The 16282-nt window shown below is 38.3% G+C and carries 19 protein-coding genes; all 19 read right to left on the reverse strand.

Going from position 1 to position 16282, the window contains the following annotated elements:
• Positions 1-21: 21 nt before the first annotated feature.
• The gene (locus tag WH46_RS13080) at positions 22-1755 is read right to left on the reverse strand and encodes a helix-turn-helix domain-containing protein (RefSeq protein ID WP_046226960.1); all 1734 of its coding nucleotides are present in this window, start codon (positions 1753-1755) and stop codon (positions 22-24) included.
• A 46-nt stretch (positions 1756-1801) separates the two neighbouring features.
• A complete protein-coding gene (locus WH46_RS13085; protein ID WP_046226961.1) occupies positions 1802-2575 on the reverse strand; it encodes a (2Fe-2S)-binding protein in 774 nt (257 codons plus the stop codon).
• Position 2576: 1 nt separating this feature from the next.
• Complete coding sequence (locus WH46_RS13090) at positions 2577-3611, reverse strand: ABC transporter substrate-binding protein (protein ID WP_046226962.1); 1035 nt, start codon at positions 3609-3611, stop codon at positions 2577-2579.
• Between the two features lie 302 nt (positions 3612-3913).
• On the reverse strand, positions 3914-4390 hold the full coding sequence (locus tag WH46_RS13095) for a GNAT family N-acetyltransferase (RefSeq protein ID WP_046226963.1): 477 nt from the start codon (positions 4388-4390) through the stop codon (positions 3914-3916).
• A gap of 115 nt (positions 4391-4505) precedes the next feature.
• The gene (locus tag WH46_RS13100; protein WP_046226964.1) at positions 4506-5102 is read right to left on the reverse strand and encodes a chloramphenicol phosphotransferase CPT family protein; all 597 of its coding nucleotides are present in this window, start codon (positions 5100-5102) and stop codon (positions 4506-4508) included.
• Positions 5103-5241: 139 nt separating this feature from the next.
• Entirely contained in the window at positions 5242-5655 is a 414-nt protein-coding gene (locus WH46_RS13105; RefSeq protein WP_082208399.1) for an HIT family protein, read from the reverse strand.
• 296 nt (positions 5656-5951) lie between these two features.
• Entirely contained in the window at positions 5952-6602 is a 651-nt protein-coding gene (locus WH46_RS13115) for a lysozyme inhibitor LprI family protein (RefSeq protein ID WP_046226966.1), read from the reverse strand.
• 18 nt (positions 6603-6620) lie between these two features.
• Positions 6621-6950: a hypothetical protein gene (locus tag WH46_RS13120; protein WP_052714223.1), complete on the reverse strand. Its 330-nt coding sequence runs from the start codon at positions 6948-6950 to the stop codon at positions 6621-6623.
• 50 nt (positions 6951-7000) lie between these two features.
• Positions 7001-7411 (reverse strand): hypothetical protein, encoded by a 411-nt coding sequence (locus tag WH46_RS13125; protein ID WP_046226967.1) that lies wholly within the window; start codon positions 7409-7411, stop codon positions 7001-7003.
• Between the two features lie 221 nt (positions 7412-7632).
• Positions 7633-8400 (reverse strand): nucleotidyltransferase domain-containing protein, encoded by a 768-nt coding sequence (locus WH46_RS13130; RefSeq protein ID WP_046226968.1) that lies wholly within the window; start codon positions 8398-8400, stop codon positions 7633-7635.
• Positions 8401-8453: 53 nt separating this feature from the next.
• Entirely contained in the window at positions 8454-9389 is a 936-nt protein-coding gene (locus WH46_RS13135) for a serine hydrolase domain-containing protein (RefSeq protein WP_046226969.1), read from the reverse strand.
• Positions 9390-9506: 117 nt separating this feature from the next.
• Positions 9507-9989, reverse strand: a complete 483-nt coding sequence (locus WH46_RS13140) for a tetratricopeptide repeat protein (RefSeq protein ID WP_046227266.1) — start codon at positions 9987-9989, stop codon at positions 9507-9509.
• Positions 9990-10096: 107 nt separating this feature from the next.
• Positions 10097-11077 carry a phosphotransferase enzyme family protein gene (locus WH46_RS13145; protein ID WP_046226970.1) on the reverse strand — a complete coding sequence of 327 codons (981 nt, stop codon included), beginning with the start codon at positions 11075-11077 and terminating at the stop codon, positions 10097-10099.
• A 265-nt stretch (positions 11078-11342) separates the two neighbouring features.
• Positions 11343-11912 carry a hypothetical protein gene (locus WH46_RS13150; protein ID WP_046226971.1) on the reverse strand — a complete coding sequence of 190 codons (570 nt, stop codon included), beginning with the start codon at positions 11910-11912 and terminating at the stop codon, positions 11343-11345.
• 265 nt (positions 11913-12177) lie between these two features.
• Positions 12178-12600, reverse strand: coding sequence for a hypothetical protein (locus WH46_RS13155; RefSeq protein WP_046226972.1), 423 nt, complete (start codon positions 12598-12600; stop codon positions 12178-12180).
• 25 nt (positions 12601-12625) lie between these two features.
• A complete protein-coding gene (locus tag WH46_RS13160) occupies positions 12626-13273 on the reverse strand; it encodes a hypothetical protein (protein ID WP_046226973.1) in 648 nt (215 codons plus the stop codon).
• Between the two features lie 378 nt (positions 13274-13651).
• Positions 13652-14311, reverse strand: coding sequence for a HEAT repeat domain-containing protein (locus tag WH46_RS13165; RefSeq protein WP_046226974.1), 660 nt, complete (start codon positions 14309-14311; stop codon positions 13652-13654).
• A 185-nt stretch (positions 14312-14496) separates the two neighbouring features.
• Positions 14497-14841 carry a hypothetical protein gene (locus WH46_RS13170; protein WP_046226975.1) on the reverse strand — a complete coding sequence of 115 codons (345 nt, stop codon included), beginning with the start codon at positions 14839-14841 and terminating at the stop codon, positions 14497-14499.
• A gap of 561 nt (positions 14842-15402) precedes the next feature.
• Entirely contained in the window at positions 15403-16236 is an 834-nt protein-coding gene (locus WH46_RS13175) for a metallophosphoesterase family protein (protein WP_046226976.1), read from the reverse strand.
• Positions 16237-16282 lie beyond the last annotated feature (46 nt).

Consider the following 16282-nt stretch of genomic DNA (forward strand, 5'->3'; position numbering starts at 1 on the left):
GATTCTCAAAATCTTTATTTTCTATAATCCAGTCAACAAAGCCTGCTCAATCTGATCCACGATGCTATTGATCCCAATCGGTCCGTAACAACCAATCCAGGTTACCGCATCGACGCAGTGGATATGCTGATCCGCATGATTATCGAGCATGTCCAGCACCTGCTGCTCGGTCGCTGATATACCGGCCTGCATCGCCCTATTGCTAAGCAGAAAATAGTGGCTGGCTTGTACAGCCGGAAGTCTATCTACGGAAATATGATACGCCGTATCCGAAGTATCCGCCACAAATAATGGAATAGGCAAACCAAGATCCTTGTACAGTACAGCACCCGTACGATGGGCAACCGAATGAACGCGAATGAGCGAATCAAGCGGACGGATTAGAGCCACACTTTGTTCTGCCAATACGATAGCCAGTTCTTCGGACAGCAGCGCAGTGCGTCGGTAATAATCCGCCAGGATGATTTTGGCTTCCGCTCTTTTGCCAGTCAGTTCACCGAAAACTCCCAGAATCGTCTGCCAGCTCTCGTTGCGCCTGAACATGAGGACGGGAGCAATCCGGCTTAACCTTTCAAAATGACGATCATGAACCTCGGTGCAAATGATTAGATCCGGCGATAGCTGCTCTACAGCTGCCAGATCCGGGTACTCATACGTTCCGAGCAGTTCAGCGCCCTGAAGTCTATCCCGAATCGATGACGGAAAATGGATCGACACACTGCCGGATCCGACACTTCCTGCTGGAGACAGTCCAAGCGCGAGCAAATGGTCAGCATACTGCACATCGAGTACAGCGATACGCTGTGGCGGTCTCTTCACTTGATATTCTCCCCGCATATGGCAGATGACCGTTCCTTCCGCCGAGTCGTACGACGAAGCTATTCGATTGCGCAGCAAAGCCTTCGTGTATTCTTCATCCGCTTTGGAAACATGATCAAGTCGATAACGCAGAGGGGAGACGCCGTAATGTTTTTTGAACACCCTGCTGAAATAATACATATCACGATAACCGATTCGATCAGCGATTTCTCCAATGGAAGCGTCTGTATACTGCAGCATCCGCGATGCATTCTCCATCCGCAGCTTGCTTACATACTCCATCGGTCCCAACTGCTTCTCCTGCTTGAATCTCCGTTGGAGTTGCCGGATGCTGCATCCTGCAAGGTCTGCCAACTCCTGCAGCTCCAGATTCCGGCGATAATGCGAGGCGATATAGGATGCGACTACATCCACTCTGTCCGACTCTGCGTCACCTTGACCGCGTTCATACTCCATAATCAGCTCATAGATCATGCTTTGCAGCAGCGCATTGGCATGAAAATGTTCCAACCCTTCGCCGCGGCGCCATTTGGCGATGATTTTCTCGGCTTGCTGCACCCACTGTGTATGAATGGTCGCACTCTGAATAAAAGAGATTTGCAGCGGATGTTTACGATACGAAGGCATGGCAGGTGACGCTCCATCCAGGGCAAAAGCCTCGTATGTAATCACCATATAATAAAGTTCATCTGTTCCGCACGTCAGCCTAAACGAAGTACCTTTTACAATATGACAAGCAAAAGAAGCTCCAATGCGGCAAACTTCCCCATTCATTGCAAGCTCCCCTTCCCCGCCTACTGCTAGCAGCAGCACATTCGAGGCGAATTCGGTTTTATTAACATTAAGAACACCGCCTGCTTGCAAAGTATCACTGTACCCGTCAAGCATCTTGATTGTCGTTTCACTCCATGGACTTGTCTGCTGCAGCAGCGGCATCTCTCTCATCTCCTGACAATTAGCAAAAGTAACATGCTTGCTGTTGTCATTTTAATTGAGATTTATTCTCAGTGTCAATTTTCGGACATTTTCTGCAATATTCCCCGGACATCTGATAATAGAAGCAGCAGGTAATTCGTTCGTTTTTGGCAATCGGAATTTGGTCCTTGCATGTTGTAAATCGGGTAAATGGATTCCGTCTTTGGTCAAATAAAGCTCCGGGCGCTTCCTGGGTCAAATAGCTGAAATCTGCCTGTACATGCTGATGCTCCTCTCCCGTCTCACCTGCTTCAAGCTTATACAGCGGACCGATCCGCACCATAATGTTCTCCCAAAGGATACTCATCGGAAGCGGCGCGATTGCAGCAAGCATCTTGAACAGCGGAGTCAGCTGCAACGCAAATATCTCCTCCAGCGCCCTTTCCCGCTGGACTTCCCGGTTTGTTGTGAGCGCTTCTGCCCGAAGACCGCTGACTGCAAGAAAAGGAAAACGGGTCCCGCCCTCCTCAATGAGCGCCGGGTGATACAGAAAGCTATCTTGCAGCGAGAAAGAAACATGTCGATGATGAAAAGTCAGGGCCGTCATCAGCGGAGCGGTCCATAGATAGCCGATGCGCTTGACTAACATCGAAGCTGCAACTTTCAGGTCAGGCGCATCGATATACGTCTGAAGCCAGCGGATATAATCCCGACATGCCGCTTCTTCGTACAGATCACTCAAAGCAACGATACGGACACTGTTTTCAGGCGGCTCACCCAGCAAAATCGAATGTTTGGATGCCGTCTGTTTCCACAAATCGTTCGAGAGATAATGGTCCATCTTAGTTCGATCCAAGCAGGGCTTCTGCCGCTTGATCTACGATCAGATTGATGGCAAGCGGGCCATAATAGGCAATCCATAAGGTGGAATTCACGTCGTAAGCGCGGTTATTTTTGACCGCATCCAGCGATTTCCATACCGGGTTGTTCGCCATTGCTTCAGCCTCTGCGGCAAACAGCTCGTCCGAGAGTACAAAATAACGATCAGCGCCGATTGAGGGAACTTGTTCCATTGAGATTTCAAGTGAACCTTCCTCGCCAACCTTCTGAATCATCGGCGGCATGTTCAAGCCCAAATCCCGATACAGAATTTCGCCAGTCCGATGTTGAATCCCGTGAATGCGAATACCTTCTTTTCTCGGACGAATCAGAGCTACCGTCTCATCGCCCAGCTTCTCAGCTAGCTTCGCCTTTAGCCCGTTTACTTTATCCTCGTAAGCTTGGCGCACCTTCTCAGCTTCGGCTGGCTTGTCCGTCACTTTGGCGATCGTGGACAGTGTATCGCGCCAATCTTCATAAAAGTCCAATACAAGAGTCGGTGCAATTTTGCTAACATTCTCATACTGTTTCTCCTGAAAATCGGTCATAATAATCAGATCCGGTTCCAAAGATACAATAGCTTCCAGATTAGGCTCATCCCGGGTACCGAGAATCTGTACACCATTCGGCTGATCGCCCAAATATTCCGGGAAACCGGTATTGCCTCCGGCGATCACACTGCCTGCCGGCTTCTCACCAACCGCCAACATCTGATCCAGAAACTTCACATCCAGTACGGCAATTTTCTTCGGCTTTTCATTCAGCACCAGCTCACCCTTCATATGCTTGAGGGTAACGGGAAAAGCTTCTGTATTTGTGTCTGTTTGCGCAGGGGTCTTAGCGGCTGCCGCAGACGGCTTGCTGTTATCCGCACCGGTTCCGGCTCCGCAGGCAGTCAATATAAGCATAAGGACCAGCAGTAAGCCTATCCCTAATCTCGATTTGTAGGCAGCATTTCCCCAGCTTCTGGACGCTCGCCCTTTCATTTCTCTATTCATGGTAAATCCCCCTTATGTATGATAATGATTTTCATTATCGACTATAAAGGGAGTATAAACGATCTATACTTGGCGTTACCATGTACTTTTGCGACATATTGATGGGACTAATACGACGTGATCCTGCCAATTTGGGCTGAAGACGAACGGCCGAGAGATGAATACAGTGTTATACAATCTTTTGATCCTTCATCTTCATTCGCATAATTCCAAGATGAAATTTTCCAATATGACAAACCGCCTGCCAAACAGTCATCAAATAATACATACTCGCAACTTGTATGGTAAAGTGTCTGTCTCAATCAGCTGGTAAACGTTTGTATTCTTTTACCATTCTCGATCCGTTCCTCAAATTGGCCTTTTGTGTATTCATTAATTACGCTATTCCAAAATATCTGGGCTGGCCGATTACTCTCAATCTGATGTACTTGCCATAACCCCTTATGTATATTGAATATATGAGCTGCTGCGGACCTACCGATTCCTTCTCGTCTATACTTCTTCAATATGAAAAATTCGGCAATGGAATAATAGCGCAGTTCTGCAGAATCAATGAAATGAACCAACACAAACCCTACATACTTCTCTTCTTTTTTGATAATATAAGCAAATCGTTGATTGCCTTCTTGAAAATACTCTTCTAAAGGATACGGACTATATTGCCCATCATCTTCTACGTCAAATTGGAGAAACTCCGAGAAATCATAAATATAAAATTGCATGAGATTTTCCAATACTTCTTTATGCTTCTGATTAACTTGTATGATATCAAAATCCATTTTAGATCCTCCACATTTTGTTTAACATCCAGAACGGCTCCTATATCATGCACTAAAATAGTAAAAGACAACTTTTTTAAACTATTTAGTTTCATGTCGTCTTTTACATCACAACTTATTCGTATTTGTTAACATTTCTCTTATTCAGCTTTTTAAATACTGAGTAATCTTGACCAGATTGTATAAAGTTTAAAATTTCTTTCGCACATTCTGCTGGGTTCAATGCCTCCGTATTTACTTCAAGATCATATTCGTCAAAACGATAAATGTGATCGAACTGAAAACTTGCCAGTCCAATATTTCGGTCTCCTCTTTTTTGTTCTCTTCGTGCAAGTTCTTCTTTGGAGCATTGTACACCTACGAACAATACAGACTGATCAGCAAACATATCGAGGCATTCATTAAACCGCTTGTCACTATCCATCACAGTATCTGCTATTACATTCAAACCCATCTCCGAAAAGAGCTTAACTGTCGAATGATACACTGAGAATACCGAATCATCTACAATTTGTGAGACAACTTGATGATCTATTTCTTTTGGAGATGTACCTATCAACTTATTATTAACAAAGTCATTATAATTATCAAAAAACTCATCCAGTGATAAATGGTGGAATAAAATCTCTTTCTGATTAATCAGTTCATTGGAAATACTTGTCTTTCCTGAACTTGAGGTTCCGTTAAGCAGTACAATGAGTCCTTGTCTCAAATGGATCACCCTTATCTATAAGAATTGCGTATCTCTCAGGTAGTGCTTCTTTATTCTCGCCACAGCATAGAGTGCTCTGCCTAGACCTAGGTATGCCGCATGAATAGTATGCTTTAATCATGTTTATATACAGTTTTCACTACTCTATCAATGCTCTTAAAATCCGTTCTCTGGTTTGGCTTAGTCGGTTCTCAGCTCCGTCCGGATGCAGAGGTTCACCCCAAGTAAATCCATCGCCCTGGTATCTTGGAATGAGATGCATATGATAATGGGTCAGATCATTAAATACTCCTCCATCTTGGCAAATCCTTATTCCATCGGGTTTAAATACTTTCTTCAAAACAATTGAGAGCATTTGTGAGGCATCCATGATTGCATATGAAGTCTGTGGATCAATCTCATCAACATCGAGGTAATGTCGTTTGGGAAGGATTAGAGTATGCCCTTCATTAAAAGGAGCAATATCCAGCACACACGTAATCCATTCATTTTCATAAATGATGTTTAGATTAGGTTCAATATTGTTGGCGATTCTGCATCCCAAGCATTCCATATGTATCACACTCCATTCCAAACAGGTTCCTCATTGTGTGCCAAGTGTCCTTCATCAACTATCTTTTGAAAAGTAGGGTTCCCATCTGCAGCACCCTTACTTAAAGTATCGCATAACATAGTCAATCTTTCAGTAATCCGATGTTTAAGTTTATTAGGAACAGGAATTACATACGCTTCAAAAAACAAATGAATTCGCCTTCTGCGCTCTTCTGTATGTAAGTTTGATTGGTAAGGTAGTATTATCCCTGCACAGTAATCAGGTGCGGAGCGGGCAAGCGGAACAGATATACAATTTTATTTTTCACCTTGGTATACAAACTCAACTTTACCATCCAGCAAATATCGATATTCAAATAATTGCATCGTTCTTTCCCTGATTCTCTCTCGTATACTTGTGCCCAGGCTTACAGATCCTTGTGAACCAAGGTAACTATTATTAATAAATGCCTTCTCTACAAATTCTGTTTCTTTTAAGTGATACTGTAACCATTCTTTCTGTGATTCAATTAGTGCTTTTCTTGGTTCTTTATCTAACTTAGCAAGAAGCTTTTTATATGTTTGATTCAATTCTTTATCCCAAATCTCTGTATATTTGCTCTCCAACGCTCTCCATTCCAATGTCGAGAACTCTTTGGAATTTTGTAATTTATTAAATTCCACTTCATAATCCTGATCTATAGGATTTCGAAGCATTTCATCATAGAATTCTCCTTTCAAATCATAGTTTCCGATGCTCAAAGGTAAAACTTCATTATTGGAAGAATTGGAATGAACTTCAGTTGTTTTGTTCGATTCTGTTATGTCAGCTGTACTCACTTCATCACGAGAAAGTTCAGAATTCACTATTGATTTAGTTTCGCTATTCGACATATTCGATTGACTACTATTTTGACAAGATGAGCATACTATCGTAATAAAAAACAATAAAAGTATCTTAACCTTCATACATTATCTCCTTCATTATCATATGGTATGTTGTCCCTTTTTTTCTTTTCCAGATAATTGTTGTAAATTCATTACTGCTACATTGACTGATGTCTCAATATATCCTTCGATCTGCATAAAATGAAAGACATTCAGCGGTGCATTGATTACTTGCTTTTCATATTCCACATCCCCTAACACATGGGGAACCAATTCTAATACATCAATGGACTTTACCTCATCCAGATCAATAACTTTATTCGTTTTATTATTGATTTCTTCCCTCATTTGATTAGTAAAATCATAGTGTTCTAGCAGCTTTCCATTCAGTAATTGAAAATCACTCCATGATAATTTGTTTATCTGCATACATTAATTCCTTACTAAATAAAGTCCACTTGGTTTACTCTCATCATCTATTAATCCCACCACACGGAGTAAACCTTCATTCCGGCTTCCAATAATGGCGCTACTTTCGGCTCACCAAATTGATATCCTTCTTCTATATCACTTGGTTCCAGAACCCTTAATCGATCCATTAATTCATCTTGATGTAAAGTGGATAATAGATATATTCTTTCAGAGAATGGCCATCCGTTTTCTTCAACCTCATAGATTTCCACAAATACATCTTGGACTTCAATTAATTGTTTGGTACTCTTCAATGTCTCGTAGAATACATCAATACCCGGATGATTTAACAAATTACATCCAATGGATGATTCTTCCTCATTACCATCAAAAAATAACTCGAGAGAAACGATAGGAGCTGCTCCTGAATCACCCTCGAGTTCGAATTGATTATTGATTTCATGTAATAGTTTTTGCATAAATATGTCGTACCTCTTCCATTTTTATTTCTACTATACTTTCTGAACCCCTGAGTGGGAAATTAAATATACAGGTCCCAATATTTCCATTCTGCATTTCTAAAGACAACCTATTATACACGCTAGCAAATGAAGAACTCTTCTACCATTTCACCTACACTTTGTTAGTAACTGAATATACCCTCTCGTTTTCAAGAGTCATCCGAAGTGTAAATATAGTTTTAATCCAACGAAGCTCGAGAAGTAGCCATTACACGTAGAGCGTTCTCGAAATAACGATATACTTCATCTGCAATTCCCAGAAACTCTTCCACACTTACATTACTATCGAGGTAACAAGCATACAGATAATCAACTAAAGCAGGATCAATCTCACAATAATCTAATATGGCATTCTTCATCGTAACCATATCATCTTCCCATACACCTGTATCTTCCAAAACCAAACAGTATAAAGCACGAAGTAATCGCTTAGAGTAACCTTTTATATATCGGACTTGCATTGTGTGATCACTAGCAGTAGATAGTAAACGGTGTATATGAGCTACTTCTTCCTTGGTATCTGTATTTAAGTCCAAAATAAACTTTGGAGAAATCTGGATCGGTGGTACTTGTTCACCAACGTCTTGACCATATACGCAGATACAAATGACCTTCACCCAGAACCCCCACTCATTGGGCTTACTTAATACATCCTCCATCGAGCAGATGATTGTATCGATCTTAGTGAGTATTGGATATTCTTGCAAAAGTCTGTCTTTAATCTTTGATAGTCTTTCGTAATCAATCTCTTTGGGATCCTCACATACAATCGTAAAGTCTGCATCTGACTTAAATGGTGTAGCCGTTCCTTTGGGAATGGAACCGCACATATAGATGCTATGAATCTTGCCTTTGAATTCAGTAAGAAGGTTATCGATATACTTATCAACAAAATCCTTGTATTCGCTTTGTATTTCAATTTTATTTATGACTTTTTCTAATATCATATAAAATCCTCCTGAATTAAAATTTTGTTAGCAGAAGCGCTGATTTCTTCGTATTATCGCAAAAGTTCTGTAATCGCTCTTAATGGTTTGAAGGTATCGCCGTACGTATCACTGGTTAAGGCGACAACTATATTTTGGGAATGATCTACACAGATGTACTGCCCGCCCATACCCATAGCGAAATAAAAAGAAGGATCTAATGAATCATCGGCTACCCACCAATGGTGACCGTAATAACCGATACCATCATAGGTTAAATACTTTGGTTGAGTTGAAGTGGATATCCACTCCTCACTCAGTAATTGCCGTTTCCCACAGCGCCCTTTGTTTAAATAGAAGCTGCCGAATTTATGCATATCTTGTATAGACATATGTATCCCGAACCCACCAATATTAACTCCCTGGGGATCTGTATGCCATATGAAATCTTTGATCTTCAAACTGGAGAACAGAACCTTTATTGCGAAATCTTTTGCACTCATGCCTGACACCTGTTGAAGTATGGCTAATAACAGATGGCTACAGCCCGAATTATAGTTCATTCTTTCACCAGGTTCGGCGTTTAATGGGCGCTCTAATATATAATCAACCCAGTTAGGACTATGTATCATGGCGGGCCATCCATTCCATTCTCCCAGCTCTGGCCAATCAAATCCTGCACTCATACTCAATAAGTGTTCAATGGTAATGCTTTGTTTGCGGATGTCTTGATCCTGCTGAAGCGACGGGAAGTAATGAACAATCGGCGTATGAATATCCGAAATTAATCCCTGCTCTACCGCTATTCCAATCAAGCATGAAGTAATACTCTTGGTGCATGAGTTGATTTTGTGGAGCTTGTCTTTTGATTTATTATTTCTAGAATATTGAAGCACAATGTCTGTTCCGACACTTATCAAACAACTTTCAACTTTTTCTTTTTTCAAATAGCTAACAAATGATTTTATTTTCTCATCGTTTATTTGAATTTGATTTGGAAATTCAAACATTATTGATTAGCTCCTATTCGTTAATCCCAGCGTATCTGCTAAGATTCCTGTATTCATGGCTTGGTGTATGTCAGACGTCCGGATCTTAGTGCAACGTAAACATTATTTTCTTCATCTTTATTTCCATACCTTGTCTAACTTATTTGAATAGTACTGTATCGCTTTTTTGTAAGATTGAATTCCTGTGTCACTGCTCGTTTCAGAAAGCAACTTTAATAATATTTCCATCGCCTGGTCATATTCTTTCAAGTTATATTTAGCCATTGCTAAAAAGACACGATATTCGTTATCTTCTGGGTATTCATGTATTGCCTTTTCAAAAATTACTTTGGATTGTTCATACATTCCTAATACTCGATAAGTACTCCCAAGCCCTAGTAATGCTCCTTTTCTATCTTCATCTTGAAGCCCCAATTCCAATGCTTTCTGGTAATAAGGTATCGCTTCTCTTTCTAATTCCAGCAGATCATGTACCCAAGCGCATTGGTACCAGACATCTGGATTAGACGGATAAAGCTTTAATAAATCAAGTAACAGAGTTTTAGATTCCAATAGTTTTCCCGATTCTCTAAACTCAATAGCCTTTTTTAATTCATTCATTTTCCTCATCCTTTTATCATTCATAATAATTCCAGCTAATGCTTCCGCATTCACGACATCCTTTCTTCTTAGATAGCTCTAATCTTACGGAAAAACGATGCATACGATCAGAAAATCACTTTCCTGAAATACTCCATCTTGCTGTCTATAAATCCATCGTCAAAGTCCGCTCCACCGATCAGCTCTGCTTCAGTAAAACATAAGCCAAAGAGCCACAACTGTCGGAGTACAACGAATATAGAGACCGCTTCTACATCATTTCTACTTAAATCTCTTACTTGCCTGTATCCGTTTAGAAATGCTTGCCACAGTCTTTCTACTTCATCCTTATCATGACCACTGTGAATTTCTCTTGCCAATCTAAACTCTGCTATATCATAAGCTCTCCACCCATAACCACAAATATCGAAATCATAATGTGTTAATTGCCCATCGTCTGTAAAGGCTGCATTTGTGTTGCCATGCAAGTCTCCATGACAAATCCCCCAATCCAAACCTTCTTCGATCTTGTTCGCCAACTGTTCCTTTAATTCTGAGATCCGTTTATGAATAAAATAGTAATCCTCCAGACGATGCCCCATATGTAATTTGATGATATCAAGCGGTCTATCTATTAGATATTCCAAATCCAGATTCTCTCTCGCATGCTCACTTCTAAAATGCTCAGTCACTTTATGAATGTGAGCAACGGACTGTCCAAATAAATAGCTATCTTCTACGGTATGAATCGGCTTTTCATGACCTTCTGCAAAACTAAACATGACCCCATGTTTTACACCTTCAGTGACCCAAAATTCGTTTATGAAGTTGCCATCTTTTCGAGCGATTGGTATGGAGGCGTTTACATCATTCTCATTGAGATAATTCAATACATCCAGTTCAAAAGCAATCTCCGATCGATTTCTTCGATCCGCCCGATACACTCTAAAGACATATTTTCCTGAACCCGTTTCTACAATATAGGTATCGTTCATGCCTCTAAGGAAGTATTTTAAATGGACAGTTTCTTGAAAGTTATAATGGTCTTTGATATGCGCTAGTAAAGCTTGCCTGGACAAGAGCGAGTAGGTAACAGGAAATAAGCTCAAATCTACACCATCCTCTTCACTTCTAATTTAGCTACAACTATACCATATGTTGGTAAGAAGTTGTTTTTATTTACTTTTAAACGATTCAGTATAAGCAATTAACTTGTATTATGACTTGCCCGTTAGTAACTAAATTCCAGGCATTGGATAATCAGTGGACTTTTATAGTGTGAGCTGATTTCCTATGATGTTCCTGTATTCACGCGCGACGAATGTCTGCAGCGTGGATATTAAGTAAAATGATGCTAGGTTCATTCTTGAAATACTAAAAGACCTTGATATATCTTAAATAGTCTCCTTCTTCTCTGAAATGGCTTATCCGGTTTGTATCTAAGCCATTACAAATAGAAAAGTAGCCTTTGGAAGTTATAAAGCCTATTCCGTTTAAAATCCAGTTTGAAGTTGTTTGACCGATCTCTTCTGTGACGGACTGACTAGCTATTAAGGTTGACTCAAATTTATACTCAATAATCTCCATACTAATAATCGTAGCTCGATTAAATTTGAGAACTTCTTCCGGTCTTTTACGCCACTCATATTCAAACTTTCCAAACTCCTCAAAATCATATTTCTCAATCTCTTGATGAATATTGATTAAATTTATAGATAAAGCTAATTCCTCTAGCTTGTAGTTGCATACTTCCAAATTGAAAGCAGTGAATTCCAGAATAATTGGAGCATCGTCATTCCATTCTTCATTGATCTTGTCCCACATCGCATATATATTTATGATGTGCTGCTCTTTTAATCTTAGTAATTGAGAAGAAAAGCTCTGTATGATTTCAGAACTCGATTTATAAAAGTTTGGCTCATAGTTGTTGATTCCAAATTTCATTTCTTCTCTCCTCACTCATAGATATCCAAAATTCTTGAAACGTTTGATCCTATAAATTTTCTGTACTGATCCAATTTCTGATTTCTTTTATATTCATTTCTGCTAACGCTCTTTTCTTGTATAAGATTTAGCGCACTTTAGATAATTACTTATATTTACGACCCGACGTATGTTGGGGATATGACGAATACCGGATCAGGCTACATACATTAGCGTGAATACTACACTATCAGATGCTGACATTTTCTTGAGAGTCTTTCCAGTCTTATAGCCCAATTAAAGTAATGACATCATTGTCTTCAAGTTGGCTCTCAATCCATTCGATTAGATCTTCAATAAATCTCATTAGTTTTAAAACATCTATCTTTTCATACTCTTCCAATTTCCATTCTAAAACTGATTCTTGCCAAAAAAATGTTGAAATATAAGCTTTCAATCTGATTCGATCTTTACGATCAATTATATCTCTTAAGTTTAGTAATTCTTTTATAATCGAATGCCATTGACTTTTTCCAATTTCGAACCTTTCAAAAGCTCTATAGGATTCAAATCCCTTTTGAATTGCTGGAGTTATAAAACTGAAAGACTCATCATCTATATAAATAGATTCTTCATTACCATAACCCTTAAATAGTACACCTGGAAAAAGCTCAAAATAATTTCGTTGCTTTAATTCGTGCAATCTCATTAGTTCTATATGATATCTCTCCTTATCACTTAATTTTTTTTGACATCTCTGTTTCCATATTCACTTCAAAAACTTCTATTTCATCTTTTAATTGGGGCGTTGTAGTTAATGTATAAATATCTCCTTTATCTGTTGGAGCAAGTTTAATTAATCTGACGCTTGGAGAAAGGTGTTCCACCGCTCCAATTCCTTCAAAGTTTAGATCTATGGTAATACTTTTTTCGTCGTTGTTAGTTAAGTTACGAACAGCGATATGTGCATGTGGACTGTCGGTTAGCCTTCCAACTAAATAAAAAGAGTATTCGTACTTTCCATCAATCGTAACTTGCCTCATTTGCTCTAAATATTGCTGATTTTTTTCATCGATTTCTTGCATTAATTTTTCATACTGTGGCTCCCGAAGAAGTGTTGCAGAAAAAACAAATGAAACTATAACCAAAAACAAAACTAGCATGATCTGAGAAATTATTCCAACTGGCATCTTATTTTTAATCAAAAGCACTATGGATACAATAAAAAAAGCTAGAAGTGGAAACCAGATGAAATAAAGAATGAAAGGGCCTGCAGGTCCAATCATATTTCTATCATCAATTACCAAAGACATAAACCACATCAACGCCAACCCTGCAATCACAACCGCTATAATCCATATTACCTTTACTATTTTTTGCATTTCTTAGTTCCCCTTTAATAAATTCATTGTATTGGTTGTGATTAGTTATTAAAAAATCTCTTTCTGACTTTAAAACTTGAAGTTCCGTTCAGCCATGATGATTCCTTGTCTCAAACGAATCATCTTCACTTTTTAGATTTACATTTACAGCTCATTTTCCAATTTTTTAATTAGATAGATCATTAGATCATAATCTAGAATCACTTGATCTCTCAGATTTACTTCAATGTGCTTATAGAACCGGGTGCTTCGCCACTTAATTTCGCAAAGATGTCCTCCTGTTTCCGCTTCTCTGCTCACCACTTCTGACAGAACCAAGGTTACACAATTTATATTTTGATTGGATATTGTGAGATGTAACAATCTTATTCAAAGCTTCTATATGAGGTCATTTATTATTCTTTCTGCATTTGATCTCACATACTCAAACTCACTATTTAGTGCTAACTTTAGGTAGTGTTCAAGTTTTTTCGATTTTATTTGGTATAACACTTCCAGAGCGGCAATTCTTTGATATTCCAAGTTCGTATTCCATGCAATTATGGCTTTTTCTTCAGCATACTGAGATTTAATATATCCAAGAGCTAACATTGCTCTTCTTCGGACATACTCATCCCGATCATCAGCAAATTTAAGAATGACTTCTTCAGCTTCTGAATAGTGCTCAGATATTTTTATAAGATAATGCGCTAACTGCCATCTCACATCCAGGTCGGAATGAAATAAACCCTCCTGTGCTAAAAACAGAAAACTTTTTGGACTTTCACATAAATTATTAATTAGAATTTCACATTCATGATCTTTTGCAATTATATAGAGTAAGTTATGAATTGTTTTTTGAGACCAATATGAGGGTCCTGTCGTTTCTATTAATTCTGAAAATATAGTATGTATTGTTGTCCAATTATCGTATTCCGTTTCCCATTCATATTCATGTTTTTGGGACTTTGACCATTCCCAAAAATCATTGACTAGTTCATCTAGTTTTGTATAAATGTCTTTAGAAGAATCACGAATAATTCTATGTAGTTCCTTCATCTTGACACACCTCGTAGAATAGATTTCCGGGAACTTCGCCTAATACTCTTGTATTCACTAACTAAGCGCATGTCGATTTTATGGCGAACATCAGCTTAAGGCCCATGTCTGCAGCGTGGACATTATGCTAAGCGTTGTTTCCAACTTCCTGAATTGACTTCATTAGTTCTATACCACTTTAGCTTCTAATTTTTATTTTTCTTCGTGGCATACCAATTTAAAATATCTTTATGTGTTTGATCAATCTTTTGGTTATATCTTTCTCTGTATTCTTCTTTAATATCATTGGGATCATACCCATACCAGTCCTCACAATTAATCAAAAGATCTCGAATTTCATCCAGCGATTCTTTACAAAGAAGTTCTAATAGGGCTGTAGTTAAATCGTCATGTTCATTATCCGGAGCACCATTTTTCACTAAACTTATAGGATCAAATCGGTTAACGATTTCTCTTAGTTCTAAAAATATCTTTGAATCTTTAGAGACGTTCATCTCATTTTTTTCTTTAGCCTTGTCCTCGAATTCCATTTATTCCCTCCATAATGAATTATTGAATACACTTTAACATTTAGCAGACTTACAACTTATGAAATGATTTCCTTATTTTCGAAGTTCAATTCCTAACCCTTGTTTCTTTAGTCTTTACGATTTCAATAGATATTTATTGTCTCTTGTCTTCTTATTAATCTCTTTTAGTAAATCATTTTTATAAATTGAAGTACTATATGGAATTTCTATATGGTTATCATCTGGATAGATATTCTACACGTAAATTATAAAATTATCTAAATTCATTTCCTTTAGGATGTAATAATTCCCTTCAAATTCTCCATTACGAATGTGCACGGAAGTAATAGAATCAAAGATATCTCCATACAGTTCCTGGGATGAAATCTCGTCTTCCCAAAAACGGTTGATTGCTTCATGGCTATTAATCAAGCTCTTTCATTACTTTTATAATTTCTATATTTTAGAAATTCTACTAATATTCATTTATTCATGACGCATCATTTGCTGGATGTCTGACGAATGTCGGACTCAGAGCGTATGCCCGCAGCATGACTACTCTGTTAGATGATATATGACTTTTCAATGAATAACCTTCATAATCTTCTTTGGTATATGATTATTCTCATCTGGATATCCTAAAGAAGCATTTATTAGCCTGCATCCTTTATTAAAGTAATCTTCTCTTCGATGAACATGCCCAAAACACCAGATTTTTTGATTTAAATTAGATAATAAATCGCTGCCATTGAAATAATAAAAGCTATTGCTAATATCATTAATATGATCCAATGGAACTTTAGACCAATCGGGCGAAATATGAGTGATGATCACATCTGAACGATCAAGCACCTTCTTAAGTTTTGTTAATTCTTCTGTATACATAGCTTCAACTAATCGAGGTAAGCCTTCGATTAAGACTGAATCATTAGAAATTAATTTCCAACTTTCATATACTTTATTAGCGTCTATATTTAACTGATTAATTCCATATTGAAAGTCGTACCACATTCCAGTCCCACCAAAAGAAACTCCACTAATTTCAACAGTATCCCCATCCAGAAACAATACTCCTGGTATTTGCTCGGCAATTATTTTCATTTCTTGGAATCTGCGCTTTGAGTTATATCTGTATTTATTTTTTATTGAATTACTAACTAAGTAGTAGTCATGATTCCCTGCAACTAGAAGAATATGCCTATAATATTCTTTAAGCTTTTCAAGAAAAATAAAATTCTGTTTGTTATAGTGCCCTAGATCACCGGCGATCACTAATACTTCCGAAGGCTCTTTAGGAAGAATTGAATTCACAAACTTCTCTACGATTTGATTATGTTTTGTGTGATTACTGGAATATTTCACCCAAAAATCTAAATGAATATCAGATATGAGATCAAACTGTATTATGGTCTTCACTCCGCTCTTATTATACTTTACCTAAAGTTCCTATATTCACACTCTA

Source organism: Paenibacillus dauci, assembly GCF_000971985.1.
Lineage (GTDB): Bacteria > Bacillota > Bacilli > Paenibacillales > Paenibacillaceae > Saccharibacillus > Saccharibacillus dauci.